Below are 24,990 nucleotides of genomic sequence, written 5' to 3'. Positions count from 1 at the left end.
GATGACGCTCACATCGAACCCGGCATCCGTGCCCACTGCGCCGTACGACCTGCGGATCGACAGCGGCGGCGACGAGTTCACCGTCTCCGAGGGCGCGCCGCGGCTGTCGTTCACCGTTCCGATGGGGGCGGGTGCGGAGACCGGGTTCGAGCTCGAGGCGATCGTCGACGGCGAACGTCAGCCCTCAGTGTCCCTCGAGACCGGCGCGCACCTCTTCATCGAGTGGCCGTGGCTCGCGCTGTCCAGCGGTCAGCGGGTCCGATGGCGTGCACGCACCGTGAGCGGCGACACGCTCTCGGAATGGTCGGACTGGGCATCCTTCGAATGCGGACTCCTCGACGCGGACTGGACTGCCGAGTGGATCAGTCCCGTCGAGCACGATGAGCCCGGATACGGCGCGCGGGGTGCTCACACGCTCGCTCACGCCTTCGGGGCCAGTGGCATCGTCTCGGCGCGGCTGTACTCGACCGCTCTCGGCGTCTACGAAGCTCGCATCAACGGCGAGCGGGTCGGCACGGCCGAGCTGTCGCCGGGGTCGACGTCCTACGACCGCACCCTCTACGCCCAGGCTGCCGACGTGACACGCCTGCTGACCGACGGCACCAACTCGCTCGAGATCGAGCTCTCCGACGGTTGGTACCGCGGGCAGGTCGGGGCGTTCCGTCTGCCGGCCGGGTGGGGCACGACTCTCGCAGCTCGAGCTGAACTGCACCTCGAGCTCTCCGACGGCTCGCGACAGGTGATCCGCACCGACGGAGACTGGACCAGCGCTCGGTCCAGAGTGATCCGCGCCGACCTGATGGACGGGCAGACGACCGACTTCCGTGCGGATGCCGGGTCTGCGGAAGCCGTGATCGTCGGCGCGGTCGAAGGTCCGCCGATCTCGTGGTCGCCGGCTCCGCCCGTCCGGGTGGTGGAGACGCGCGACGCGGTGATCGGGAACCACATCGCGGACGACACCTGGGTGCTCGACTTCGGTCAGAACGCCTCGGGCTGGCTGCGGCTCACCGATCTCGGTCCGGCGGGAACGCGCACGGCGATCGACTACGGCGAGTACGTCGGGCCCGACGGTGATGTGAGCACCGCACACCTCGATTCCACCAAGCCGGGAGAGCCCGACGTCGTCTTCGTGCAGCACGACGAAGTGGTCTCGGGCGGAGGGGGCGCGGTCTTCGAGCCACGTCATACGGTTCACGGCTTCCAGTTCGTCAGGATCACGCGTCAGGGCGCTCCGTTCGAACCGGCGTCCGCGCAGATGCAGGTCGTGCAGACGGATCTGCGTCGCACCGCATCGTTCGAGTCGAGTGATCCCGACCTCAACCGGCTGCACGAGATCGCCGACTGGAGTTTTCGCGGCAATGCGGTGGATGTGCCGACCGACTGCCCGACCCGTGAGCGTCTGGCCTGGACGGGCGACTACCAGGTGTTCGCGCCGACCGCCGCGCGCCTGTACGACGTGCTCGGCTTCACACGCAAGTGGCTGCAGTCGGTGCGGGACGATCAGCTCGACGACGGGCGTATCGCGAACTTCTCGCCCGACGGCCGTCGCATCAAGCACAAGCTCGACGACCAGTTCGCCATGATGACGGGCTCCTCCGGGTGGGGTGACGCGATCACCTTCGTGCCGTGGGAGATGTACTCCGCATACGGCGACGTTCGAGTTCTCGAAGAGAACTGGGACGCGATGGTGCGGTGGGTGGAGTGGGAGCTCGGGGCCGCCCGTGCGAATCGGCATCATTCTCGCGTCGAGCGCTCTGCCGACCCGCAGCCGCACGAGGAGCATCTGTGGGACGGCACATTCCACTGGGGCGAGTGGACCGAGCCCGTCGCGAAGGCGGAGGACGGGTCTCGACTCGACCCGATCAAGACGAACCCCATGGCCTGGTTCATGGCCGACAAGGGAGAGGTGGGCACCGCCTACCTGTATCGCTCCACTCAGATCCTCGCGGATGCCGCGGCCGTGCTCGGCCGAACGGGCGAATCGGCGAAGTATGCCGCGATCGCCGCGCGCGTGCTCGACGCGTGGCGTACCGAGTTCGTCACGGATGACGGGCGTACGGTGCAGGACACTCAGGCCGCCTATGTGCGGGCACTCTCGTTCGGTCTCATCCCGGAATCGCTTCGCCCCACCGCTGCGGAGCGCCTCGTCGAACTCATCCGCGACGCCGATACCCATCTCGGCACCGGATTCCTCTCGACGGGAGACCTGCTGCCGGTGCTCGCCGACAGCGGGCATGCGGATGTCGCCTATGACCTGCTCTTCCAGCGGAGCGCACCCTCATGGATGTACATGATCGACAGGGGTGCGACGACGGTCTGGGAGGACTGGGAAGGCATCGACGGCGAAGGTGTCGCCCATGAGTCACTGAACCACTACAGCAAGGGCGCGGTCATCCGCTTCCTGCATACCCACACGCTCGGTCTCCGTCAGGATCCGGGGTCGATCGCCTGGGAGTCGTTCACGATCGCGCCGCTCCCGGGCGGCGGGGTCACGTCGGCGAGGGGACACCTCGACAGTCCTCAGGGGCGGATTCGGGTGGAGTGGCGCATCGAGGGGGACGAGCTGGTGGTCGAGGCGGATATCCCGGCAGGGAGTCGCGCGACCGTGGTCTTCCCCGACGGGACGACGCGAGCGGCCGGACCCGGTTCCTTCTCGGGCACGGGCGGTCGCGCCGGGGCTCGCTGAGGTCGCGGATCTAGTCGTCGCGTGTCGCCGCGGCCTGCAGCTGTCGATTGATCGCCCGCAGGCCTACGGCGAGCGATTCCAGCTCGTCGATCGTCAGCCCGTCGAGGATGTCCGCGCCCATCTCGGGGCGGGCCGCCATGATCTTCCCGATCACATCTCGCCCGAGAGGTGTGGGGATCAAGCGTCGCACGCGCTGGTCGACGGCATCCGTGAGCCGTTCGACGAGCCCCTGGTCGACGAGCCGCTCGACGAGCTTCGACATCGTGGCGAGTGACACCTCGAACGACGACGCGAGGCCACTGATCGTGCTGCGATCCGACACGACGACGGATGTCAGCACCTTGAGCTGCTGGATCGTCAGCTGCGTGCTCAGCAGGGAGCCGATCATCCGGGGAAGTGAGCGCACCGAGACCGCCAGGGTGAGGGCATCGATGTTCTCCAGTGCCTCCGCACGCCTCCGGTCATCGCTCACACCTGTACCGTAACGCGCTCTGGGGGTATTCCCAGCGACATTTACTTAGCCTCAAGCTAACCTTCTGACAAGGAACCGATCCGGGGTCGTGTCGGGCTCAGGTGAACGCCGTCCCCAGTTCGCGTCGACCTGTGCCCGCGCCCCGGCGACAGGAGGACGGAACCATGACGGACGACGCACACGGCATCGAGGATGAGACCCAGCATCTCCAGGCTCTGCGAGAGAAATACGCGCAGGAGCGGGAGCGGCGGGTCCGCCTCGACGGAGCGACCCAGTATCGATCGGCTCTCGGCGAGTACGGCTACTACGCGAAGGATCCGTACACACCGAGGCTCGACCGGGAGCCGCTGCGTGACCGCGTCGAGGCGCTCGTCATCGGAGCGGGTTTCGGCGGGCTGCTCACCGGCGCGGGGCTGCGTGATGCGGGGATCGACTCTGTTCGCCTCATGGACGAGGCGGGAGACGTCGGGGGAACCTGGTACTGGAACCGCTACCCGGGCATCCACTGCGACATCGAATCGTACGTCTACATGCCGCTGCTCGAAGAGACCGGATACATCCCGAGTACGAGGTACGCGCCGGGCGAGGAGATCCGTCAGCATGCCGTCCGCATCGCGGAGCACTATGACCTCTACCGCGACTTCGTCGGCCACACCCGTGCGACCGGGCTGACCTGGGACGAGGATGCATCCGAGTGGGCCATCGAGACCGACCGAGGCGATGTGTTCCGCGCGCGCTACGTGATCACCTCCTCCGGCACGCTCACGCAGCCGAAGCTCCCCGGCATTCCGGGCATCGAACGCTTCACGGGTCACACCTTCCACACCAGCCGGTGGGACTACGCCTACACCGGCGGATCGGCGGATGGCGGGCTGACGAAGCTCGCCGACAAGCGGGTCGCCGTGGTGGGCACGGGGGCGACCGGGCTGCAGGTGATCCCGCACCTCGCCGAGCATGCACGCGAACTCCTGGTGTTCCAGCGCACGCCTTCGACCGTCGACGTGCGCGACAACAGGCCGACGGATCCGGAGTGGGTGGCGACGCTCTCTCCCGGGTGGCAGCGCGAGCGGATGGACAACTTCCTCGAGGTGCTGGCCGGCGAGCCCGTCGAATCGCTGGTGGACGACGGATGGACCTCGACGCACCGGCTGCAGCGGAGCATTCTCTCCGGCAGTGTCGACGGCTCTGTGGCGGAGGAAGATCGCCTGTTGCGGGAGGAGCTCGACGATGCGGCGAAGATGGATGCGCTTCGTGCTCGGGTCGACGAGATCGTCGACGATCCGTCGACCGCGGCCGCGCTCAAGCCCTGGTATCGGTACATGTGCAAGCGGCCGGGGTTCAGCGACCTCTATCTGCAGTCGTTCAACCGCCCGAACGTCACTCTCGTCGACACGGCGGACACCCACGGCATCACCGCACTCACCGAGACATCGATCGTCGTCGGCGAGGCGGAGTATGAGGTGGACTGCCTTATCTTCGCCACCGGATTCGATGTCGGGGTCTCGGGGGTGGTGTCGGGCACCCTGCCCGTGTCCGGGCGGGGAGGGCGTGCGCTTCTCGAGGCCTGGGGGATGGGGCCGCGGACGCTGCACGGATTCACCACCCACGGCTTCCCGAACCTGTTCCAGCTCGGCCCGATGCAGAACGCGAACTCGGTGAACTTCGTGCACATCCTGCAGGAGCAGGCGCTGCACATCACGACCGTGATCGCGCGTGCGCAGCAGGTCGGTGCGCGCCGCATCGAGCCGACCGCCGAGGCCGAGGACGCCTGGTGCCGCACGGTCGTGGAGACCTCGAGAGATGTATCGGAGTTCCAGGCCCAGTGCACTCCCGGCTATTACAACGGAGAGGGTTCGCGCACGATCGGCGGGCTCACATACTCGCCGGGACCGGTCGCCTTCCATCGCCTGCTGCGCGAGTGGCGTGAGGGAGACATGGCGGAACTGCTCGTCATCGATGATGCGGACGAACGCGTGCGCGAGTCGGCAGAGATCGGAGTCTCGGCATGAGGCCGGCGCTGGCGACCGCGGTGTGCGCGGTCGGGGTGGTGGCTCTGCTGGTCGGCTGCGCGCCCGCCTCTTCGGATGCGTCGCAGACCGACGCTCCATCGGACGAGCCCGCTGCGGAACAGATCTCGGACGAGCTGCTCCAGGTGACTGAGCCTCACGAGCTCACCGGAGGGACGCTGCTCGAGGGGCCGACTTTCCACGAAGACGGTTCGCTCTTCCTGGTCGACGTGATGGCGCCCGCCGGGGAGGCCAAGGTGCTGAGCGTCGACGTGGCGGAGCGCACGGTCGATCAGGTCTTCACCGACGAGACGAGTGCGTTCACCTCGGCGCAGTTCCACCCGAGTGACGGTCGCCTGTACCTCACCGACTTCCTCGGTGGTGGTGTCATGAGCATCACGGCTGAGGGAGAAGACCCGCAGGTGCACTTCTCGGGCGACGTCGACGGCATCGCGATGCTGCCAGACGACATCACGTTCCATCCCGACGGCACGATGTTCGTGACCGACACCCGTGGCATGGACGCCCCGGGGTGGGAGACCCCGGGGCGTGTGGTGAGAATCGGCACCGACGGGCAGGCGTCGACCCTCGCGGGCGATCTGCCCTCCCCGAACGGCATCGTCTTCGACGAGGAGGATGCGGGGCTCTGGGTCGCGCAGTACAACGCGAACCGGATCGACTACTTCGCTCTCGACGAGACGCGCACCCGGGTCGTCTCGGCGTATCCCGCGATCCACGTCGACGGCGGGATCGGACGCATCGACTCGACCGCGGTCGACGCGGAGGGCAACATCTATCAGATGTTCCACGAGAAGGCCGAGATCGTGGTCTTCGCCAAGACCGGTGAGCAGATCGGCAGGATCCGCGTGCCGGGTGAGGGGCTGGAGTCGGCGACGAACATCGCCATCGCACCCGGCACGACCGACGGATACCTCGTCGTCAGCGGGCCGGCGGGCGGCTTCGTGCACACCTTCGAGGCCTACGGGGAGGGCACCCGTCAGTCCAACGGCGGGTGAAGCCGCCCGCGAGGGTCTCGGCGGGCGAAGGGTGCCCGCCGAGACCTGTGCTTGAGGACGCCTCGACGTATCGGCTAGTCTTCTGAAATTACTAGTTGACTCAGAATTGGAGCATCGATGCCCACGTTCCCGAAGAACTTCCTCTGGGGTGCGGCCAGCGCGCCGCACCAGGTGGAGGGCAACAACGTCAACAGTGACTTCTGGATGCAGGAGGCGCACATGACCGGGGCCGATCGCAGCGGCGACGCGCTGGACAGCTACAACCGCTTCCCCGAGGACATCGCTCTCGTCGCCGACTCGGGCCTGGACACCTATCGGTTCGGGATCGAATGGGCCCGCATCGAGCCGGCTCCGGGCCAGTTCTCGCGTGTGCAGCTCGCTCACTACCGGCGAATGATCGACACGGCGTTGGCGGCAGGAGTGCGGCCCTTCGTCACGCTGCATCACTTCACCTCGCCGCGCTGGTTCGCCGAAGAGGGAGGATGGCGCTCGCCGCAGGCCATCGACAGATTCCGTGCGTACGTCGAGGTCGCGGCGACGATCCTCGACGGTGTGGAATGGGTCTGCACGATCAACGAGCCGAACATGCTCGCGATCATGGTGGGCGAGGCCGAGGCGGCTCTGGATCCGGATTCCGAGACCGAGTGGCTCAGCCCGACGCTCGAAGCCGACACCCCGCGCCCGGTCAAGCCTGCGCCGTCGGAGGAGATCGGTCGACGCCTCATCGAGGCGCACCACGCCGCGCGAGAGATCCTGCGCGCGCGCACCGATGCCCGCATCGGGTGGTCGGTCGCCAACCGTGCGTTCGAGACGCGTCCCGGGGCCGAAGAGGTGCGGCGCCGATTGGAGCATGTCTGGGAAGACCTGTATCTGGAAGCTGCGGTGGACGACGACTACATCGGCGTACAGGCGTACTCGGCTCAGTGGGTCGGTCTCGACGGGATCGAGCCGCACCCCGTGCGCCCCGACAACACGCTGGTGCGCACGGCTTACCGTCCGGATGCCCTCGGGATCGCAGTGCGCCACACGGCTGAGGTGCTCCCGCAGGTGTCGGTCGTCGTCACGGAGAACGGCATCGCCACGTCCGACGACGCGCGCAGGATCGCCTACACCGACGCGGCCCTCGGCTCCCTCGCGGAAGCCATGGACGACGGCGTCGATGTTCGCGGCTACATCCACTGGAGTCTTCTCGACAACTACGAGTGGGGTCACTGGGATCCGACCTTCGGCCTCGTCGCCGTGGATCGGGAGACCTTCGAGCGTCATCCCAAGCCCAGCCTGCGGTGGCTCGGGAATGTCGCGAGGCGGAATCGTGGGGGAAGCGGCGACGGCGCGGTGTGAGCCCGGCTCGCAGGGGTCGGGGCGGGCGCGTCAGTCCAGTGCGCCCGCTCCGAGCAGTGCGCGGATGTGCGATTCGACCCGGGCGCGGATGTCGAACGGCGGACCCTGCATCCATTGCAGCTGCAGGCCTTCCCAGGCTGCCAGCAGAAGATGCGCCGCAGCATCCGGATCGATGGAGTCGTCGATCCGCCCGGCCTGCTGCAGCCGGCGGATGTCTGTGGCCACGACAGCCGTGGATCGCGCCCAGCGCGCTTGGAAGAAGTCGTTCGCCGGGTGCGAGGGGTCGGCGGAGGCCCCGGCGAGCTCGTTGTAGAGGCGGGCATAGTTCGTGCGCCGCACGCCCGCTTCGGCGCGCTCGCCCATCTCGGCGATCGCGCCTGCCTCGGCCCCCCGCGCGCGGATGTTCTCCTCGTCGTGCTGTGCGAGTGCGGCGATGAACAGCGCCTCCTTGGTGGGGAAGTGGTAGAACACGGTCGCCTCGCTCGTCTCGGCGAGCTCGGCGATGTCCGACACCGACACGTTGCGGTGGCCGTGCCTGCGCACGAGATCGAGTGCGGCCCTGCTGAGTGCCTGGCGTCGTTGGTCCGACTTCGCGTACGGACCTCTCTTCTGGGCCATCAGCGTCCTTCCGATTGCTCTTGAGTGTGGCGCTCAGGCAATGTTATGCTCATCCGGCCAAAGTAATAGTCGACTCAGAATTGAGTCGAGGGAAAGGTGAAGATGCCTGCGTCGACCGTCGATCGCCGTCGCCTCGTGCGACGGCACAATCCTGTGCTGACGGCCGCGCATCCCACCGCGGCTCTCACCATCGGCAATGGCGACGCAGCGCTGACGGTCGACATCACGGGGCTTCAGACGTTCCCCGACGCCCATGAGCTTGTTCCCGACCCCCACCGGGTCGCGGTCGCCGGCATCGACGGGCTGCCCGAGCAGCGCGTGCGGGTCTTCGACGCCGATGACTTCCAGATTCCGCTGCGCACGCAGTCGTCGTGGGGCTGGTACCGCACCAGGACGACGCGAGAGTTCGATCGTGACGAGACGGTCACCCGGTACGACACGGCGAGAGGTGCGGTTCCGTATCTCGACCGGATGGGGCTCCAGAGGGCTGGCGATGAGATCGCCGATGAGTTCGCCGCCGGTGCCTGGTTCCACTACAACCCGCGGCGTGCCCACCTCGGACGTCTGGCCCTCACACCGCCGGTCGGTCAACCCGATCGCATCGACGTCAGCGCGGTGAGGCATCCGAGGACCGAGCTGGATCTCTGGTCGGGTCGTGTGCACGCGCAGTTCGTGCTCGAGGGGGAGTCGGTCACCGTGACGACGGTCGCTCATCCCGAGAAGGACGTCTTCGCCGTGTCGGTCGAATCGCCACTGCTTCAGCGCGGATGGGGTGTCGCGTGGATCTTCGACACTCAGCCGGACGACTTCGCGACATTCGAGCTGCCGCTGGAGGAGTCCACGCACTGGGAACGCCATACCCCCGGGCGCTGGACCGCTCGCCGTCGCATCGAGACGACGGCGTATCGGGTCGACATGTCGACGAACGGTGGGCTCGCGCTCCGCGGAGCCGACGCCACCGTCGCCACATCGCACGGAGAGCGGCTCGAGGTCGTCGTCTCCCTGCATGCCGATGACTCGGTCGACGATCTGCGCCAGCCGACGTATGGTCAGGTCGCCCGTGCCGCGGAGACATGGTGGGAGGAGTACTGGTCGAGCGGCGTCGCCGTCTCCTTCGAGGGCAGCGACGACGAGCGAGCGACCGAACTCGAGCGTCGCGTCGTCCTGTCGCAGTATCTGGCCGCCGTCAACAGTGCGGGATCGACCCCGCCTGCCGAGACCGGGCTGACCTACAACACCTGGACCGGCAAGTTCCACCTCGAGATGCACTGGTGGCATGCCGCGCACTTCGCCCTGTGGGGGCGGGGGCACCTGCTCGAGCGCAGTCTCGGCTGGTACCACAGTGCGCTCGACGCTGCGCGTTCGACGGCCGAGTGGCAGGGGTATCGCGGTGCCCGCTGGCCGAAGCAGACCGACCCCTCGGCGGCCGAGTCGCCGAGCAACATCGGCGTCTTCCTGGTGTGGCAGCAGCCCCACATCATCCACCTTCTCGAGCTGCTGCGGCAGGAGGGCCGGGGCTCGGAGTTCTTGCGAACGCACTACCCGCTTGTCGAGGCGACCGCGGAGTTCATGGCGGATTTCGTCGAGGAGCGGGACGGCGCCTTCCACCTGCCGCCACCGATCATCCCCGCTCAGGAGAGCTATCTCGCCGACCGCAGGACGAACGCCGACCCGACTTTCGAACTGGCGTACTGGTCATGGGCTCTCGAGGTCGCCAACGAGTGGCGCTCGCAGCTGGGGCTCGGGGTGCAGCCTGAGTGGGAGCGGGTCGCGCAGAACATGACCATGCCGACGCTTCTCGACGACGGAACGTACGCCGCGCTGCGCACTCCGCCGCATCTGATCCGCAAGGACCACCCGTCGATGCTCATGGGACTCGGATGGCTCCCGCCGACCGACATCATCGACGCCGACATCATGAGCGAGACGCTCGACGCCGTGTGGGACCGGTGGGATCTCCAGTCCAGCTGGGGGTGGGACTACCCGGTCATGGCCATGACCGCGGCTCGACTCGGCGACCTTGCGCTCGCCTTCGACGCTCTCCTGCTGCCGTCGCCCAAGAACGAGTTCCTCGCGAACGGACACAACCCGCAGATCCCCGGCTTCCTGTCGCTGTACCTGCCTGCCAACGGCGGGCTGCTCTCCGCGATCGCGCACATCGTCGGCGCGATCCGCGCCGGTGATCGCGAACCGGACGGGTGGCGGGTGACCTATGACGGTGCGCCATCGCCATCGCCATCTCACGCGGCCGCCGCCACAGTCTGACCTTCCCACGCACTGCATGAGAGAGAGGATGATCTTGTAAATGGCAACCGGTTGACACTGGTCGAGACCAGCGCCGTATCGCCCCCCGCAGCAACCGATTCTGAACCGCCAGACGGTTCATCGTTCGAAGGATTTTCAATGATGAGGACCACGCGTTACACACACTCTTCCCGCAGCCCACGCCGCCTGACGCTCGCTGCAGGCGGCATCGCCCTCGCGACGGCGCTCACGCTCTCCGGGTGCTCTTCGCCAGAGCCGGCGGAGTCCCCGGAAGAGGCAGGAGACGTCGAGCTGACGTTCATGAACCAGTCGCGCGGACAGGAAGCCGCTCTCACGCAGCTCGCCGAGCAGTACTCGGAAGAGACCGGGGTCACTGTCACGATCGATTCGCCCGGACCCGCCGACTACCTGCCGAAGCTGCAGGCGCGAGCGCAGTCGAACTCGATGCCCGACATCTATTCGTCTTTCCAGGCCACCGACATGGCGCCGTTCTACAAGGCCGGTTGGGCGATGGACCTGTCGTCCGAGCTCGAGGGCGAGTGGAGCGATGACTTCAGCCCCGCGATCATCGAGATGTCGACCTTCGAGGAAGGCAACAATCTCGATGTTCCCCCGGGGATCTACACCGTGCACTGGGAGACGCAGACGTACGGCTTCCTCGTGAACCCGACGCTCACCGGCATGACGTTGGACGACGCCCCGTCGACGGTCGACGATCTCATCGAGGCGCTCGCCGATGCGGATGACGGGGCCGCCGGCTTCTCGGTCGCGGCGTCGCTGACGCCGCAGTTCCTGCAGGCGATCGCGTCCAACTGGCTCACCGACGACGAGATCGCCGCGACCTTCAACGGCGAGGAGAGCTGGGAGCAGGATGCCTGGCGAGAGGCCTTCCAGGTGCTCGTCGACATGAAGGACGCCGGCGTGATCGCCAACGACGCGCTCGTCGGGGGTCAGGACGACAACCCGAACGTGGAATCGTCGTTCTTCACCCAGGCGATGGGGTCGATCTTCGACGCGTCTCCCGGTGTCTCCGTGGGCCTTCGCACGAACCCCGAGTTCGAGGACTACTTCTCGGTGGGCATCCCGGTCGTCGACGGCGGCACCGAGGATCCCCGTTCCCCGGGCGTCCCGGGAAAGGGCGCGATCATCAACCCGAAGGGTGAGCACCCCGAAGAGGCCCTCGCGTTCGTGAAGTGGCTGACCGAGCCCGAGCAGCAGGCGGTGTTCGCCGAGGTCGGTCGCATCCTGCCGACGAACCCCGAGCTGCTCTCGAGCGGCGACGTGCCGACGCAGCTCGCGGGCTTCGCCTCGGGAGTCGAGACCGTGCAGGTCATGTCGGCGACCTTCGCGACCGACGTGCGCACCGCGATCGTCGCCGAGGCTCAGCGGGTCGTGCTGGGTGAGGCGACGATCGATGAGGCTCTCGCCAACATCCAGGCCGCCCAAGACCGAGTGTCATGACGACCTCCTCTCTCCCGCTTGCTGCGCGGCGCCCCACCCGGGCGCCGCGCAGGAAGCGCTCGTTGCGCGCCAACCTGCTGGGCTGGCTGTTCCTTGCCCCCGCCATCGCGCTGATCGGCATCTTCACGATCGTCCCCTTCGGGCAGGCGATCCTCCTCAGCTTCCAGTCGTGGGACGGAGTGAGCCCCGACACTCCCTGGGTCGGATTCGCGAACTACGAGTTCATCGCAGGCGATCCCGTCTTCTGGGCGTCGATGAGGAACGTGCTGTTCTTCGGAGTGGTCGGCTTCTTCGTGGGCAACGGCGTCGCTCTGGCGATGGCGCTCGCCGTGAACCGCATCACTCGGGGCAAGACCTTCTTCCGCACAGTCTTCTACCTGCCCGGCGTGCTCTCGGTCGTCGTCGTCGGTCTGCTCTTCTCCTTCATCCTCGCGCCGGGTTCAGGCGTGCTCAATCGTGTTCTCGAGATGGTCGGTCTCGGGTCTCTGCAGCAGAACTGGCTCGGCGATCCGTCCGTCGCGCTTCCCGCGGTGGCCGCGGTCTTCGTCTGGTTCCACTGGGGGTTCGGCTTCCTGCTGTTCCTCGCGGGGCTGCAGGATGTGCCCAAAGAGCTGTACGAGGCTGCGGAGCTCGACGGTGCGAGTCCGTGGACCCAGTTCCGCTACATCACCTGGCCGCATCTCGCACCGGTCACCTCGATCGTCAGCCTGCTGACCCTGCTCGCCGCTCTGCAGATCTTCGGAACGGTGCAGGTGCTCACGAACGGCGGTCCCGGCTATCACACGATGGTTCCCACGTTGGCGATCTTCAACGAGGCGTTCGTGAACTGGCGCTACGGAAGTGCGGCCGCGATGTCCGTGGTCTTCGGTGGCGCTCTCGTGCTGCTCTCGGTTCTCCAGCTCGCCATCACCGGGCGGAGGTCCCGCGCATGACACTCATCACCCAACCGCCGGTCGAGGAGGCGGAGACCACGATCGACCAGCCCCGGACGCGACCGCGTCGTCGCATCCGCGCCGACAGAGTGGGGCTCTACGGGCTGCTCATCATCGCGGCGCTGACAGCGCTGCTGCCTCTGCTCTGGATGCTCTCGGGGTCATTGCAGAGCCTCACCGAGTTGCTGTCGAACGACACCTTCCTGCCGGCTGACCCTCAGTGGCAGAACTACATCACCGCCTGGGTGCAGGGCGATCTCGGCACGTATCTGCGCAACAGCGTGATCTACACGGGATGCGCCGTCGCCGGCATCCTGATCGTGTCGAGCCTGGCGGGCTACGCGCTCGCGCGCCTCGACTTCGCAGGCAAGGGCGTCTTCACGTTCATCATCCTGGCGGTGATGATCATTCCGGCTCCGGCGATGTTCCTCGCGCAGTACAAGCTGCTGATCTCGCTCGGTCTGACCAACAACCCGGTGGGCTACGTCCTCATCCTGATCACATCGGGCATCCCCATGTCGACCCTCATCATGCGCAGCTTCTTCGTGAGCCAGCCTCGAGACCTGGAAGAGGCCGCGGCGTTGGACGGCGCGGGGCCCCTCCGCATCTTCTGGAGCGTGATCCTGCCGCTCGCGAAGCCAGGGCTCGCAGCCGTGGCGGTCATCCAGGGTCTCGGAGCGTGGAACGAGTACCTGATGGCGCTCGTGCTGTTCGACGACAACGCGCTGATGCCCATCCAGCGAGGTCTCACCGCGTTCACGTCCGCAGAGACGCCGCAGCAGCAGATCCTGCTCGCCGCGACCACGATCTCGATCGTGCCCGTGGTGATCTTCTATCTGATGGCCCAGCGCCACATCGTGAAGGGCATCGGCGCCGGAGCGATCAAGTAGCGTCTTCGCATCATCGGTACTGCCGGGCACAGCGAGGCCCCGCACTGCACTGCAGCGCGGGGCCTCGCGTGTGGAGATGCCGGTCAGATGCCCACTCCGGCGCGGAAGCGGTCGACCCCGATCTGGCCCTCGACCACGGCTGCGGTCAGCTCTTCGACACTGGTGTCCTCGCGACGCACATCGAGGATCTTCCTGCCGTGATTCATCACGATGTGCCGATCGCAGACCTTGTAGGCGTGGTGCAGGTTGTGGGTGACGAGAACCGAGCTCACTCCCTCGGTCTTGAGCTGTCGGAGGTAGTCCAGAAGAGCCTCGGTCGCACGCACGGCCAGGGCCGATGTCGGCTCGTCGAGGATGAGCAGGCTGCGCTTGAAGTGCACTGCCCGCGCGATCGCGACCGCCTGCGCCTGTCCTCCCGACAGCGACGAGACGAGCTGCTTCGAACTCTTGATGCCCTCGATCGTGACGACGGTGTCGAGGATGTTCGTCGCGATGGCATCCATCTGCTTCAGCTTCATGAAGCCGAGGGGGTTCGTGATCTCCCGACCCATGAAGATGTTGCGGGTGATCGACATCTGATCGACGAGGGCGGAGTCCTGGAAGATCGTCTCGACGCCCAGCGACTCGGTGGTCGGTCGGTTGACGGTCGGCACGGCGGTGCCGTCCCAGTAGTAGGCCCCCGAGGTCATCGGCACGACACCGGACATGATCTTCACGAGGGTCGACTTGCCTGCGCCGTTGTCGCCGAGCAGGCCGACGACCTCGCCGCGGCCGATGTCGAACGACACGTCTTTCAGCACGGTGTTCGCACCGTACTTCTTGGTCACGCCCTCGAGACGCAGCAGGTAGTCGGAGGTCATGATGCCTTGCCTTCCATGAGCTTGTTGAAGACGGCGGCGATCACGATGATGAGGCCGACGAAGAGCTGGATGTAGAAGCCCGGTGCCTTGGCGAGGATCAGGCCGTTCTCGATGAGTCGGATCAGGGCGGCGCCGATGATCATGCCGATGACGGACCCGCGACCGCCGTTCAGAGAGGTGCCGCCGACGACGGCCGCAGCGATCGCCATGAGCGTGTAGTCATCGGTGCTGCCCGGCTGCATGGAGCCGGTGCGGACGGAGATCAGGATCGACGCGAAACCGACGAGCAGGCCGAAGACTCCGAAGGCCAGGAGACGCACGGAGTTGGGCTTGATCGAGATCGCCTTGGCCGCAGACGCGTTTCCGCCCACCGCGAAGATGTGGTTGCCGAGCTTGTGGCGATGCAGGAACGCCCACGCGGCGAGGCCGATCAGGACCAGCCAGACCAACTGCGACCGGAAGAAGCCGAAGTCGCCGGCGAACACCGTGACGAGAACGTCGTCCTTGCCGTCGACGAGGATGGCGGGAGAGGTGCCGTTGACGAAGATGCTCGCGCCCACCCAGAAGAACCCCATGCCGAGTGTGGCGATGAAGGACGGGATGCGGGTGAGCACCACGATGAGTCCGTTGATCAGAGCGATGGAGGTGGAGGTGGCGAGTCCGGCGACGATGCCCCAGCCCCAGCCGACGCTCTCGGAGACGTTGATGAAGACGATCGCGGTGAAGCCGACGTTCGCGCCGAGCGAGAGGTCGAACTCGCCGGCCACCATCAGGATGCCGGCTCCGAGGCCGAGCAGCGCGAGCACGGGGATGCTCTGCGAGATGACTCCGGACAGATTGCTCGCAGAGAGGAAGGGGAAGGCGGCGGGGGCCACCGAGCCGGCGATGATGAAGCCGATGAGCACCAGGGCGACGATCACGCCGATCTCGAGTGCGCCGCGGCCTCGGCTGTAGCGGATGCTCTCGCGGAGGGAATCGCCGAACGTCCGCGGGGTGCTGTCGCCGAGCATCCGCCCGGTGACGACGGTCTCGGTCGGGGCGGGAGCAGTCAGGACGTGCTCGCGCGGTCTTTCTGTGGGCTGAGACATCTCATGCCTTTCGGGGAAGTGAGGAAGAAGGAGGCGGGGGCCGCGCCCCAGGCTGCGGCCCCCGCGAGTCGAGCTCTCAGAAACGGACGCCCTTGAGCTTGTCGTTCTCGAGCAGATCGACGTTCGACTCGTCGATCAGGCCGCGCCCGCCGGAGTTGATGTTGGCGGGGGAGAGGCCGAAGTCGATGTAGAGGATTCCCTGCGTGACGGACTGGAATCCCTGCACATACCCCTGCTGGTCGGCGGTCGCGATGATGTCGCCGCTCTTGATGCCCGCGACGACCTGAGGCGAGGTGTCGAAGCCGACGACCGGCACCTTCACTCCGGCCGCCTCCATCGCGGCGACGATGTTCCGGTGCGGGGTGCCGCCGAGAGGAGCGATCGCGGCGACATCCGGGTTGGCCGTGAGCCAGGCGGTCAGGGAGTTGAGCGCTTCCTCGTCGTTGCCCGAGGTGCGAAGGAATTCGCCCTTCGCGCCGACCTCGTCGAGCGAGGACTGTACGCCGCCGCCCCGGTTGATCGCGTAGGCCTGCTCGGGCTCTTCGGCGGGGAGCAGGACCTTGTCTCCGCTTCCGAGACCTGCTTCTTTGACGAGCCGTTCGCCGACGATCTCCCCGACTTCGAAGAAGTCCTGCCCCACGAAGCCCGACACGCAGTCGGCGGCCGACTCGGGCGCCGGCACGTTGTAGGCGACGACGGTGATGCCCGCCTCGGCGGCGTCGCAGGCGACGCCCACCCACTTCTCGCCCTCGTTGAAGGGCATGAAGATCAGGGCGGGGTCGGTGGCGATCGCCGTCTGCACGAGGTCGACCATCTTGTCGGGATCGCCCTCGGCGGTCTGGTGTGTGAGCGTCAGATCTCCGAGTTCGGCGGCATCCTCGCCGCCCTGCAGGATCTGGGCCCAGAAGGGATCGCCCGCCGGGTTGTAGTAGGTGAAGAAGTAGGCGTTGCGGTTCTCGGCGAGAGAGCCGTAGCCGCTCTCGAGACCACTGGACGCGTCGGTCGAGCCGTCGGAGGCGGCGGCGGAGCAGCCCGCCAGGGCGAGGGCCGACACGGCGACGGCGACGAGTGCCATCCCGGTGCGGGAGCTGTGTGTGAGTGTCACGACGTCGTGATCCTTTCTTGCGCCGGCGGGTTCCGGCTACCGTCATTGGTGCGCTGAGCGTATCCAGCACCTGGCAAGAAGTCAATAGAATGTTCTGACATTCGGACCTATAGGGTGGGCAAGTGAAGATCTCGATGAATTCCACCGCTTCTTTCCACGGCACCACCCTGCGAGACATCGCCGTCGCGAAGTCGGCCGGATTCGATGCGGTGGAGCTGCAGGCGCCGAAGCTGTTTCGGTTCCTCGACGCCGGCTACACGGCGCGCGACCTCGTGGGTCCGCTCGACGGGTTCGCCGTCTCGGGAGTGGGAGCGATCCAGGAGGCACCTCACGACCGGTTCGTCCGCGATGCCACTCGGCTGGCCGAGGTGGCCGAAGTGATCGGCGCTCCCTTCGTGCAGATGTGCACGAGGCCGGTCGACGTGCAGGTCGTCAAGGACTTTCGCGCAGGGACGCTGACGCCCGGCGACCTGCGCTATCGCGGCTCGCTCGGCCTGACGGACGCCGAGTCGCTGGCCGAGACGGCTCACCGGGTCGCGCTCGCCGCGGACATCGCAGCCGATCACGGGGTGGGCCTGTATCTGGAGCCGTTGGCGTGGTCGCCGATCAATCGCGTGGCGCAGGCGCTCGAGATCTTCGAGCGGATCGACCGCGCGAACGTGAGGCTGTGCGTGGACTTCTGGCACTTCTGGGCTTCGGGAGACGAGCCGGAGGACGTCGCCGCGCTGCCTGCCGATCTGATCGCGGCCGTCCACGTCTGCGACGGCCTGCATGTGCCCGCGGGGGAGATCCCCGATCAGGGCGTCTCTCGCAACGTATGGACCGGAGCGGGCGACATCCCGTTGCAGGAGTGGGTGGACGCTGTCCGCTCCACCGGGTACGACAGCTGGTACTGCTCGGAGATCTTCTGCGACAAGGTCGCGGAGCTCGACGACGAGCTCGTCGCCTCGACGCTGCGCAACACCATCAGCATGCTGCTGCGGTGAGGGCGAGCAGGTCGCGCTACTTGGCGACCAGCGTGGTCTCGAAGCTGTAGAGGTCGGGTCGGTAGATGTGCACCCCGAACTCGATCGCTCGGCCGGCGCCGTCGAACGAGGTGCGCTCCATCTGCAGCACGGGCCCGTCACGATCGATGTCGAGCAGCTTGCCCTCATCGTCGTGAGCCCGTCGAGCGCCGATCCGCTGCTTCGCGACGCGGATCGTCACGCCTCGACTGCGCAGAATCTGGTACAGGCCCTGATCCTCCAGCTGCTCCCGGGTGATCTCGGCGATATCGGCGGGGAACCAGTTCTCGAGGATCGCCACGGGGCTGCCGTCGGAGGTGCGACGGCGGCGGATGTGCAGCACCTCGGCACCCACGGGGACGCTGAGGTGCTCGGCGACGTTCTCGGGGGCGGGGGAGAGCTCGTGCAGCAGCACCGTCGTTCCGGGGTTGTGCTTCGTGCTCTGCAGATCGTCGAAGAGACTGGTCAGCTCGACCTGGCGGGTCACCTGTCCTTGCACCACCTGCGTGCCGATTCCGCGGCGACGTACGAGGAGGCCCCGATCCACGAGCTCCTGGATCGCTCGCCTGACGGTCGGGCGAGAGAGTCCCAGGCGCTCACCGATCGCGATCTCGTTCTCGAGGCGCGCACCCGGCGGGATCTCGCCTGATCGGATCGCCGCCTCGAGCCTGCTCGACACCTGGAAGTACAGGGGAATCGGCCCTGTGCGATCCAGATCGTGGAACAGGTGGTCCGGCCATACGCCGTCCGTCGTCGCCATCTCGTGGTCTCCCTCGTTTGTCGCGACAATATTACCTCCCGCGGACTTTGTCACCTCAGAGCGTGAGAGCCGCGGGTGCGGACCCCTTGCAAGAATCGGCCCTTGTGTTATTGTTAAGACATATCCCGTCCATTGCGATCAGGAAAGTTGTACACAGGAGTATGACCGGAGAAAAGACCTTCGACGTCGTCGCCCTCGGGCGCCTCGGCGTCGACATCTACCCCCTCGAAAGTGGCGTCGGTCTCGAGGACGTATCGACGTTCGGCAAGTACCTCGGCGGAAGCGCGGCGAACGTCGCCGTGGCTGCCGCACGTTACGGTCGGGCCGTGCAGCTCGTCTCCCGGACGGGCGACGACCCCTTCGGCCGCTACCTGCATCGGGAGCTCACGAGGCTCGGCGTGGACGACTCCGCCGTCGCCGTCGATCCGGATCTGAAGACGCCCATCACCTTCTGCGAGATCTTCCCTCCCGATGATTTCCCGCTGTACTTCTACCGCGAGCCGAAGGCACCGGACCTCAACATCACGTCCGACCAGCTCGATGCGGGCGCCATCCGTGCAGCCGGCGTCCTCTGGGCGACGGTGACCGGTCTTTCGCAGGAGCCCAGCCGCCAGACGCACTTCGATGCCTGGGCGATGCGCGGTCGCGCAGATCACACAGTCCTCGATCTCGACTACCGGCCCATGTTCTGGGCCGACCCGAGTGAGGCGACCGCTCAGGTGGGTCGCGCTCTCGAGCACGTGACCGTGGCCGTCGGCAATCGCGAGGAGTGCGAAGTCGCCGTCGGCGAGACCGAGCCCCTCCGAGCCGCGGATGCTCTGCTGGAGCGCGGTGTGCGCCTGGCCATCGTCAAGCAGGGACCGAAGGGCGTGCTCGCCAAGACGGCCGACGAGACGGTCGAGGTGCCGCCCCACTTCGTCGACGTCGTCAACGGCCTCGGCGCCGGCGACGCGTTCGGCGGCGCCCTGTGTCACGGGCTCCTCTCGGGCTGGGGTCTCGAGGAGATCCTCCGATTCGCCAACGTCGCCGGCGCGATCGTCGCCTCGCGACTGGAATGCTCGACCGCCATGCCCACCGTGTCCGAGGTGCAGCAACTACTCGAAGGAGCCCGAGGATGACCGGCATCACCCTCTCGGCAGACGACTTCTCCCGTCTCCGTGACCTGCGCGCATCGGCGCCGCACGAGATCGCGACGCGACTGCGCGACCGCCGCCGCCGCGACCTGCTCGGGGTCGACGGGAAGCTGTTCATCGTCGCCGCCGACCACCCCGCCCGCGGCGCTCTTGCCGTGGGCTCCGACCCCATGGCGATGGCCGATCGGTATGACCTGCTCGATCGGCTCGCGACGGCGTTGAAGCGCCCGGGCGTCGACGGCGTGCTCGGCACCCCGGACATCATCGACGACCTGGCCGCCCTCGGGCTGCTCGACGACAAGATCGTCGTCGGGTCCATGAACCGAGGCGGTCTGCGGGGCGCGACCTTCGAGATGGACGACCGTTACGGCGCCTACACCGTCGACGAGCTCGCAGCGATCGGCGCGGATTTCGCGAAGACCCTGATCCGGATCAATCTCGACGATGCAGGAACCGCACCCACGCTGCAGGCGACGGCCGACGCTGTCACCGCCGCCGCGAGAGCTCGGCTGCCGATCATGCTCGAGCCGTTCCTCAGCCGCTGGAAAGACGGCCACATCGTCAACGATCTCTCGACGGATGCCGTCATCGCCTCGATCGCCATCGCGGCCGGCCTCGGCGCGTCGTCTGCGTACACGTGGATGAAGCTCCCGGTGGTCGAGGACATGGAGCGCGTGATGGCGGCGACCACCATGCCGACGCTGCTTCTCGGCGGCGACTCCGGCGCCGATCCCGATCAGACGTTCGCCGCGTGGGAGGACGCTCTCACCCTTCCCGGCGTGCGCGGGCTCACCGTCGGCCGCACTCTCCTCTATCCCCCTGATGGTGACGTCGCCTCAGCGGTCGATGCCGCAGCCGGGCTCGTCCGCGGCGCCGCCGCCTCCATCCGCTGAACTGCCTCCACGAAGGATCACCCATGAGCACCACTGAACCTCGCGTCATCTCCCACTGGATCGACGGCGCCGACAGTCCATCGAGCAGCGGACGCACCGCGCCCGTCTACAACCCCGCCACCGGAGCGGTGCAGGCGCACGTCGCGCTGGCCGACCAGGCCGAGATCGATGCGGCCATCGAGTCCGCGCAGCGCGGGTACCAGGTCTGGAAGACCTATTCGATCGCGAAGCGGCAGACCGTCATCTTCGCGTTTCGCGAGCTGCTGAACGCCCGCAAGCGCGAGCTCGCCGAGATCATCACGGCCGAGCACGGCAAGGTCGTCTCCGACGCCATGGGCGAGATCCTCCGCGGCCAGGAGGTCGTCGAACTCGCCACAGGATTCCCGCACCTCATCAAGGGGGCCTTCAGCGAGAACGCCTCGACCGGAGTCGATGTCTACTCGCTCAAGCAGCCCCTCGGCGTGGTCGGCATCATCAGCCCGTTCAACTTCCCCGCCATGGTGCCGATGTGGTTCTTCCCGGTCGCGATCGCCGCAGGCAACGCGGTCGTGCTCAAGCCCAGCGAGAAGGACCCTTCGGCTGCCCTCTGGCTCGCTCAGCTCTGGAAGGAAGCCGGTCTTCCCGACGGTGTGTTCACGGTGCTGCAGGGCGACAAGCTCGCCGTCGACGGTCTGCTCCACAGCCCGGTCGTGCAGTCGATCTCGTTCGTGGGCTCGACCCCGATCGCGCAGTACATCTACGAGACGGCGTCGAAGAACGGCAAGCGGGTGCAGGCCCTCGGCGGCGCGAAGAACCACATGCTGGTGCTGCCGGACGCCGACCTCGACCTGGTCGCCGATCAGGCCGTCAACGCCGGATACGGCGCTGCCGGCGAGCGGTGTATGGCGATCTCGGTCGTGCTGGCCGTCGAGCCCGTCGCCGACGAACTGATCGCCAAGGTCTCGGAGCGCATCGCGAACCTGCGCATCGGCAACGGCGCGGGTGTCGACGGCGTCGAGCCCGACATGGGCCCCCTGATCACCGATGTGCACCGCGACAAGGTCGCCTCGTACGTCGACATCGCAGAAGCCGACGGCGCGAAGATCGTCGTCGACGGCCGTGGCCTGAAGATCGACGGCCACGAAGACGGCTTCTTCTTCGGGCCCACCCTGATCGACGACATCCCGATCACGTCGCGCGCCTACACCGAGGAGATCTTCGGCCCGGTGCTCTCGGTCGTGAGGGTGCAGACCTTCCAGGAGGGTCTCGATCTGATCAACTCGGGCGAGTTCGGCAACGGCACCGCCATCTTCACCAACGACGGAGGCGCCGCCCGGCGCTTCCAGAGCGAGGTGGAGGTCGGGATGATCGGCATCAACGTGCCGATCCCCGTGCCGGTCGCGTACCACTCCTTCGGCGGCTGGAAGGCCTCGCTCTTCGGCGACGCGAAGGCGTACGGTGTGCACGGGTTCGACTTCTTCACGCGGGAGAAGGCGATCACCAGCCGCTGGCTCGACCCGGCCACGCACGGCGGAATCAACCTCGGATTCCCGCAGAACAACTGACACGATCCGGATGCCGCCCCGCGGGGGAGCGGGGCGGCATCCCTGTCTCTGAGAGCACGAAGATGAGCACTGCAGAAGAACGTTGGTTCCACCGTCGGGGCGCGCTCGCGCGCGACGGATGGCAGAGCGTGGTCGACGCCTCGCTCACCGGCTGGCAGCACACCGGCATCCGCATCGCCGAGCTGACGGATGGCGACGAGCTCGAGCTCACGGCCCTCGACGTCGAGCGGATCATCGTGCCGCTGGCCGGATCGTTCCGCATCGCGCATCACCATCACCCGGGTGAGTGGCACACACGACTGCACGGTCGTGCGTCGGTGTTCGACGGGCCGACCGACGTGCTCTATCTGTCGATCGGCACGACGGCGACCATCAGCGGCGAAGGCCGCGTCGCGGTCACCGAAGCGCCGACCGCCGAGCGTCGCGACTGGCAGTACATCACCGCCGAGGAGACGCCCGTGGAGCTCCGCGGGGCGGGGCGCTCAAGTCGCCAGGTGCACAACTTCGGCACTCCGCAGGCGCTGGACGCCGCTCGGCTGATCGTCTGCGAGGTCATCACCCCGGCCGAGAACTGGTCGTCATACCCTCCGCACAAGCACGACGAGCACAAGCCGGGGCACGAGTCGCGCCTCGAGGAGATCTATTACTTCGAGAGCGCCCCGTCGCGCTCGGGCGGCAACCCGGACGCGGCCGCCGGCGCCTTCGGGATGTTCAGCACCTACTCCTCGCCCGCAGGTGAGATCGACATCAATGCGATGGTCGGCACCGGTGACATCGCACTCGTGCCCTATGGCTATCACGGCCCGGCCGTCGCCGCCCCGGGGTACGACCTCTACTACCTCAACGTCATGGCGGGTCCCGACCCGGAACGCACGTGGCTGATCAGCGACGATCCCGCTCACGCGTGGGTTCGCGACACCTGGGACGGTCAGGAGCTCGACTCCCGGCTGCCGTACGAGAACGAGAACGAGAACGACAAGGAAGGCCAGCCCTGATGGCGAACACGAAGACGATGACCGTCAGCCAGGCGCTGGTCGAGTTCCTCGGACACCAGTGGACCGTCGACGGCGACATCCGCGAGCGCACGGTCGCGGGCATGTTCGGCATCTTCGGACACGGCAACGTCGCTGGCATCGGCCAGGCGCTCAAGCAGTTCAACGTCGAGCAGCCCGACCTGATGCCCTACTACCAGGCGCGCAACGAGCAGGCGATGGTCCACCAGTCCGTCGGCTACGCCCGGATGCACCGGCGCAGAGGCACTCTCGCCTCCGCGGCCTCGGTCGGACCGGGTGCGGCGAACATGCTGACCGCGGCCGCCCTGGCGACCTCGAACCGGCTTCCCGCGCTGCTGCTGCCGAGCGACACCTTCGCCACCCGCGTGGCCGATCCCGTTCTTCAGCAGCTCGAGCACCCGCACGACCCCGGCATCCAGGTGACCGATGCCTTTCGGCCGCTGTCGGTGTTCTTCGACCGGGTTCAGCGCCCTGAGCAGCTGTACTCGATCGCGCTCGGCGCGATGCGCGCTCTCACCGACCCGGTGCAGACCGGAGCGGTCACGATCGCGCTGCCGGAGGACGTGCAGGCCGAGCGCATCGACGTGCCGCTGGAGTTCCTGCAGGATCGCGAATGGCACCTTCGTCGGCCTCTGCCCGAGCGCGCGGCGCTCGCTCGTGCAGTCGCCGCCATCCGCTCGGCGAAGCGTCCGTTCATCGTCGCCGGGGGAGGCGTGCTCTACTCCGGTGCCGAAGATCACCTGCGCACACTCGTCGAGGCGACCGGCATCCCGGTCGGCACCTCGCAGGCGGGTGGCGGCTCGCTCGTCTGGGATCACCCGCAGTACCTCGGCGGCGTCGGGGCGACCGGCACGCTGGCGGCGAACCGCATCGCGGCGGAGGCCGACGTCGTGATCGGCATCGGCACGCGCTACAGCGATTTCACGACCGCCTCCCGCACGGCGTTCCAGAACCCCGATGTGGTGTTCGTCAACATCAACATCGCATCGTTCGACGCCTACAAGCATGGCTCGCAGCTGCCGGTCGTCGCGGATGCACGCGAGGCGTTGAGTGAACTCGCCATCGAGCTCGAGGGCTGGGAGATCACCTCCGAGTACACCGAGCGCATCGCCCGCGAGAAGGCAGCGTGGGATGCGAGCGTCGATGCGGCCTTCGCGCCATCAGGACTCGCGTTGCCCGGGCAGTCCGAGATCATCGGCGCCGTGCAGTCGGCTTCCGCACCGGAAGACGTCATCGTGCAGGCCGCAGGCTCGCTGCCCGGAGACCTGCACAAGCTGTGGCGGGTGCGCGACCCTCTCGGGTATCACGTCGAGTACGCGTTCTCGTGCATGGGGTACGAGATCGCGGGCGGAATCGGTGCGAAGCGCGGGCTGGTCGCCGACGGCGACGAACGAGACGTCATCGTCATGGTGGGCGACGGTTCGTACCTGATGCTCAACACCGAACTCGTGACGGCCGTCGCCGAGGGCATCAAGGTGATCTTCGTCCTCATCCAGAACCACGGCTACGCGTCGATCGGGCACCTCTCCGAGACGGTCGGCTCCGACCGTTTCGGCACGTGGTATCGCGAGTACGACCCTCAGGCGCGCAACTTCCAGGGTGAGCAGACCTTGCCGATCGATCTCGCCGCGAACGCCCGCAGCTACGGACTCGACGTGATCGAGATCGAGCCGGGAGCCGGGGCCATCGACGCGCTGTCGGTGGCTGTCGCCGAGGCGAAGGCGTCGGCGACCTCGACCTTCATCCACATCAACAGCGACCCACTCATCTATGCGCCCGACGGCGACGGATGGTGGGACGTGCCCGTTCCCGAGGTCTCCACGCTCGCCAGCACGCAGCAGGCGCGCACCGAGTACCTCGCACAGCAGGCGCACCAGCGTCCGCTCCTCGGCTGACTTCAACG

At 67.1% G+C, this 24,990-nt stretch carries 20 protein-coding genes; 14 read left to right on the top strand and 6 right to left on the bottom strand.

Annotated features, from left to right (window positions below; genetic code table 11):
- Window position 1 precedes the first annotated feature (1 nt).
- Entirely contained in the window at window positions 2-2,686 is a 2,685-nt protein-coding gene (locus OD997_RS09640) for a family 78 glycoside hydrolase catalytic domain (RefSeq protein WP_434331371.1), read from the top strand.
- A 10-nt stretch (window positions 2,687-2,696) separates the two neighbouring features.
- On the opposite strand, the gene OD997_RS09635 is transcribed toward OD997_RS09640, so the two are convergent.
- Window positions 2,697-3,158 carry a MarR family transcriptional regulator gene (locus OD997_RS09635; RefSeq protein WP_434331370.1) on the bottom strand — a complete coding sequence of 154 codons (462 nt, stop codon included), beginning with the start codon at window positions 3,156-3,158 and terminating at the stop codon, window positions 2,697-2,699.
- A gap of 164 nt (window positions 3,159-3,322) precedes the next feature.
- On the opposite strand from OD997_RS09635, the gene OD997_RS09630 reads away from it, so the two are divergent.
- The 3 genes from OD997_RS09630 to OD997_RS09620 all read left to right on the top strand — a co-directional run bounded on the left by OD997_RS09630 (window position 3,323) and on the right by OD997_RS09620 (window position 7,521).
- Entirely contained in the window at window positions 3,323-5,167 is a 1,845-nt protein-coding gene (locus OD997_RS09630; protein ID WP_434331369.1) for a flavin-containing monooxygenase, read from the top strand.
- Window positions 5,164-6,180: an SMP-30/gluconolactonase/LRE family protein gene (locus OD997_RS09625; RefSeq protein WP_434331368.1), complete on the top strand. Its 1,017-nt coding sequence runs from the start codon at window positions 5,164-5,166 to the stop codon at window positions 6,178-6,180. The genes OD997_RS09630 and OD997_RS09625 overlap by 4 nt, the downstream gene beginning before the upstream one ends.
- Window positions 6,181-6,297: 117 nt before the next feature.
- Window positions 6,298-7,521, top strand: a complete 1,224-nt coding sequence (locus OD997_RS09620) for a family 1 glycosylhydrolase (RefSeq protein WP_434331367.1) — start codon at window positions 6,298-6,300, stop codon at window positions 7,519-7,521.
- A gap of 30 nt (window positions 7,522-7,551) precedes the next feature.
- Here OD997_RS09620 and OD997_RS09615 read toward each other — a convergent pair whose 3' ends face one another.
- Window positions 7,552-8,139, bottom strand: a complete 588-nt coding sequence (locus OD997_RS09615; protein WP_056514771.1) for a TetR/AcrR family transcriptional regulator — start codon at window positions 8,137-8,139, stop codon at window positions 7,552-7,554.
- A gap of 102 nt (window positions 8,140-8,241) precedes the next feature.
- Here OD997_RS09615 and OD997_RS09610 point away from each other — a divergent pair, with 102 nt between their 5' ends.
- From OD997_RS09610 to OD997_RS09595, 4 genes are all read left to right on the top strand, one after another.
- Entirely contained in the window at window positions 8,242-10,404 is a 2,163-nt protein-coding gene (locus OD997_RS09610) for a hypothetical protein (RefSeq protein ID WP_434331366.1), read from the top strand.
- A gap of 138 nt (window positions 10,405-10,542) precedes the next feature.
- On the top strand, window positions 10,543-11,865 hold the full coding sequence (locus OD997_RS09605) for an ABC transporter substrate-binding protein (protein ID WP_434331365.1): 1,323 nt from the start codon (window positions 10,543-10,545) through the stop codon (window positions 11,863-11,865).
- A complete protein-coding gene (locus tag OD997_RS09600; protein ID WP_082478134.1) occupies window positions 11,862-12,797 on the top strand; it encodes a carbohydrate ABC transporter permease in 936 nt (311 codons plus the stop codon). Before OD997_RS09605 ends, OD997_RS09600 begins: the two co-directional genes overlap by 4 nt.
- Window positions 12,794-13,687, top strand: coding sequence for a carbohydrate ABC transporter permease (locus OD997_RS09595; RefSeq protein ID WP_434331364.1), 894 nt, complete (start codon window positions 12,794-12,796; stop codon window positions 13,685-13,687). The genes OD997_RS09600 and OD997_RS09595 overlap by 4 nt, the downstream gene beginning before the upstream one ends.
- A gap of 83 nt (window positions 13,688-13,770) precedes the next feature.
- On the opposite strand, the gene OD997_RS09590 is transcribed toward OD997_RS09595, so the two are convergent.
- The 3 genes from OD997_RS09590 to OD997_RS09580 all read right to left on the bottom strand — a co-directional run bounded on the left by OD997_RS09590 (window position 13,771) and on the right by OD997_RS09580 (window position 16,740).
- Window positions 13,771-14,547 carry an ATP-binding cassette domain-containing protein gene (locus OD997_RS09590; RefSeq protein ID WP_056514757.1) on the bottom strand — a complete coding sequence of 259 codons (777 nt, stop codon included), beginning with the start codon at window positions 14,545-14,547 and terminating at the stop codon, window positions 13,771-13,773.
- On the bottom strand, window positions 14,544-15,635 hold the full coding sequence (locus OD997_RS09585) for an ABC transporter permease (protein WP_400341521.1): 1,092 nt from the start codon (window positions 15,633-15,635) through the stop codon (window positions 14,544-14,546). Before OD997_RS09585 ends, OD997_RS09590 begins: the two co-directional genes overlap by 4 nt.
- A gap of 76 nt (window positions 15,636-15,711) precedes the next feature.
- A complete protein-coding gene (locus OD997_RS09580; protein WP_434331363.1) occupies window positions 15,712-16,740 on the bottom strand; it encodes a substrate-binding domain-containing protein in 1,029 nt (342 codons plus the stop codon).
- 134 nt (window positions 16,741-16,874) lie between these two features.
- On the opposite strand from OD997_RS09580, the gene OD997_RS09575 reads away from it, so the two are divergent.
- Window positions 16,875-17,726, top strand: a complete 852-nt coding sequence (locus OD997_RS09575) for a sugar phosphate isomerase/epimerase family protein (protein ID WP_434331362.1) — start codon at window positions 16,875-16,877, stop codon at window positions 17,724-17,726.
- A 16-nt stretch (window positions 17,727-17,742) separates the two neighbouring features.
- Here the strand turns inward: OD997_RS09575 and OD997_RS09570 are convergent, their stop codons facing one another.
- Window positions 17,743-18,504 carry a GntR family transcriptional regulator gene (locus OD997_RS09570; RefSeq protein WP_056514745.1) on the bottom strand — a complete coding sequence of 254 codons (762 nt, stop codon included), beginning with the start codon at window positions 18,502-18,504 and terminating at the stop codon, window positions 17,743-17,745.
- 161 nt (window positions 18,505-18,665) lie between these two features.
- Between OD997_RS09570 and iolC the strand changes: the two genes are divergently transcribed.
- The 5 genes from iolC (at window position 18,666) to iolD (ending at window position 24,982) form a co-directional block, all read left to right on the top strand.
- Window positions 18,666-19,622 carry a 5-dehydro-2-deoxygluconokinase gene (iolC, locus tag OD997_RS09565; RefSeq protein ID WP_215169501.1) on the top strand — a complete coding sequence of 319 codons (957 nt, stop codon included), beginning with the start codon at window positions 18,666-18,668 and terminating at the stop codon, window positions 19,620-19,622.
- Window positions 19,619-20,530, top strand: a complete 912-nt coding sequence (locus tag OD997_RS09560; RefSeq protein WP_400341527.1) for a Cgl0159 family (beta/alpha)8-fold protein — start codon at window positions 19,619-19,621, stop codon at window positions 20,528-20,530. The genes iolC and OD997_RS09560 overlap by 4 nt, the downstream gene beginning before the upstream one ends.
- A gap of 23 nt (window positions 20,531-20,553) precedes the next feature.
- On the top strand, window positions 20,554-22,074 hold the full coding sequence (locus tag OD997_RS09555; RefSeq protein ID WP_434331361.1) for a CoA-acylating methylmalonate-semialdehyde dehydrogenase: 1,521 nt from the start codon (window positions 20,554-20,556) through the stop codon (window positions 22,072-22,074).
- Window positions 22,075-22,136: 62 nt separating this feature from the next.
- On the top strand, window positions 22,137-23,069 hold the full coding sequence (gene iolB / locus OD997_RS09550) for a 5-deoxy-glucuronate isomerase (RefSeq protein ID WP_434331360.1): 933 nt from the start codon (window positions 22,137-22,139) through the stop codon (window positions 23,067-23,069).
- Window positions 23,069-24,982 (top strand): 3D-(3,5/4)-trihydroxycyclohexane-1,2-dione acylhydrolase (decyclizing), encoded by a 1,914-nt coding sequence (gene iolD, locus OD997_RS09545; protein WP_434331359.1) that lies wholly within the window; start codon window positions 23,069-23,071, stop codon window positions 24,980-24,982. The genes iolB and iolD overlap by 1 nt, the downstream gene beginning before the upstream one ends.
- Window positions 24,983-24,990 lie beyond the last annotated feature (8 nt).

Origin of the sequence: Microbacterium sp. CGR1 (assembly GCF_051062835.1) — a bacterium.
Taxonomy (GTDB): domain Bacteria; phylum Actinomycetota; class Actinomycetes; order Actinomycetales; family Microbacteriaceae; genus Microbacterium.
Note: the sequence above shows the minus strand (reverse complement) of the source record. Positions and strands in the feature narration are given on the sequence as shown.

What these genes read in the sequence shown, in the direction of transcription:
- OD997_RS09570 (WP_056514745.1), bottom strand. Translation starts at nt 18,504, where the DNA reads ATGGCGACGACGGACGGCGTATGGCCGGACCACCTGTTCCACGATCTG.
- OD997_RS09595 (WP_434331364.1), top strand. Translation starts at nt 12,794, where the DNA reads ATGACACTCATCACCCAACCGCCGGTCGAGGAGGCGGAGACCACGATC.
- OD997_RS09630 (WP_434331369.1), top strand. Translation starts at nt 3,323, where the DNA reads ATGACGGACGACGCACACGGCATCGAGGATGAGACCCAGCATCTCCAG.
- OD997_RS09600 (WP_082478134.1), top strand. Translation starts at nt 11,862, where the DNA reads ATGACGACCTCCTCTCTCCCGCTTGCTGCGCGGCGCCCCACCCGGGCG.
- iolC (WP_215169501.1), top strand. Translation starts at nt 18,666, where the DNA reads ATGACCGGAGAAAAGACCTTCGACGTCGTCGCCCTCGGGCGCCTCGGC.
- OD997_RS09615 (WP_056514771.1), bottom strand. Translation starts at nt 8,139, where the DNA reads ATGGCCCAGAAGAGAGGTCCGTACGCGAAGTCGGACCAACGACGCCAG.
- OD997_RS09575 (WP_434331362.1), top strand. Translation starts at nt 16,875, where the DNA reads ATGAATTCCACCGCTTCTTTCCACGGCACCACCCTGCGAGACATCGCC.
- OD997_RS09620 (WP_434331367.1), top strand. Translation starts at nt 6,298, where the DNA reads ATGCCCACGTTCCCGAAGAACTTCCTCTGGGGTGCGGCCAGCGCGCCG.
- OD997_RS09605 (WP_434331365.1), top strand. Translation starts at nt 10,543, where the DNA reads ATGATGAGGACCACGCGTTACACACACTCTTCCCGCAGCCCACGCCGC.
- OD997_RS09555 (WP_434331361.1), top strand. Translation starts at nt 20,554, where the DNA reads ATGAGCACCACTGAACCTCGCGTCATCTCCCACTGGATCGACGGCGCC.
- OD997_RS09560 (WP_400341527.1), top strand. Translation starts at nt 19,619, where the DNA reads ATGACCGGCATCACCCTCTCGGCAGACGACTTCTCCCGTCTCCGTGAC.
- OD997_RS09585 (WP_400341521.1), bottom strand. Translation starts at nt 15,635, where the DNA reads ATGTCTCAGCCCACAGAAAGACCGCGCGAGCACGTCCTGACTGCTCCC.
- OD997_RS09625 (WP_434331368.1), top strand. Translation starts at nt 5,164, where the DNA reads ATGAGGCCGGCGCTGGCGACCGCGGTGTGCGCGGTCGGGGTGGTGGCT.
- OD997_RS09590 (WP_056514757.1), bottom strand. Translation starts at nt 14,547, where the DNA reads ATGACCTCCGACTACCTGCTGCGTCTCGAGGGCGTGACCAAGAAGTAC.
- OD997_RS09640 (WP_434331371.1), top strand. Translation starts at nt 2, where the DNA reads ATGACGCTCACATCGAACCCGGCATCCGTGCCCACTGCGCCGTACGAC.
- iolD (WP_434331359.1), top strand. Translation starts at nt 23,069, where the DNA reads ATGGCGAACACGAAGACGATGACCGTCAGCCAGGCGCTGGTCGAGTTC.
- iolB (WP_434331360.1), top strand. Translation starts at nt 22,137, where the DNA reads ATGAGCACTGCAGAAGAACGTTGGTTCCACCGTCGGGGCGCGCTCGCG.
- OD997_RS09610 (WP_434331366.1), top strand. Translation starts at nt 8,242, where the DNA reads ATGCCTGCGTCGACCGTCGATCGCCGTCGCCTCGTGCGACGGCACAAT.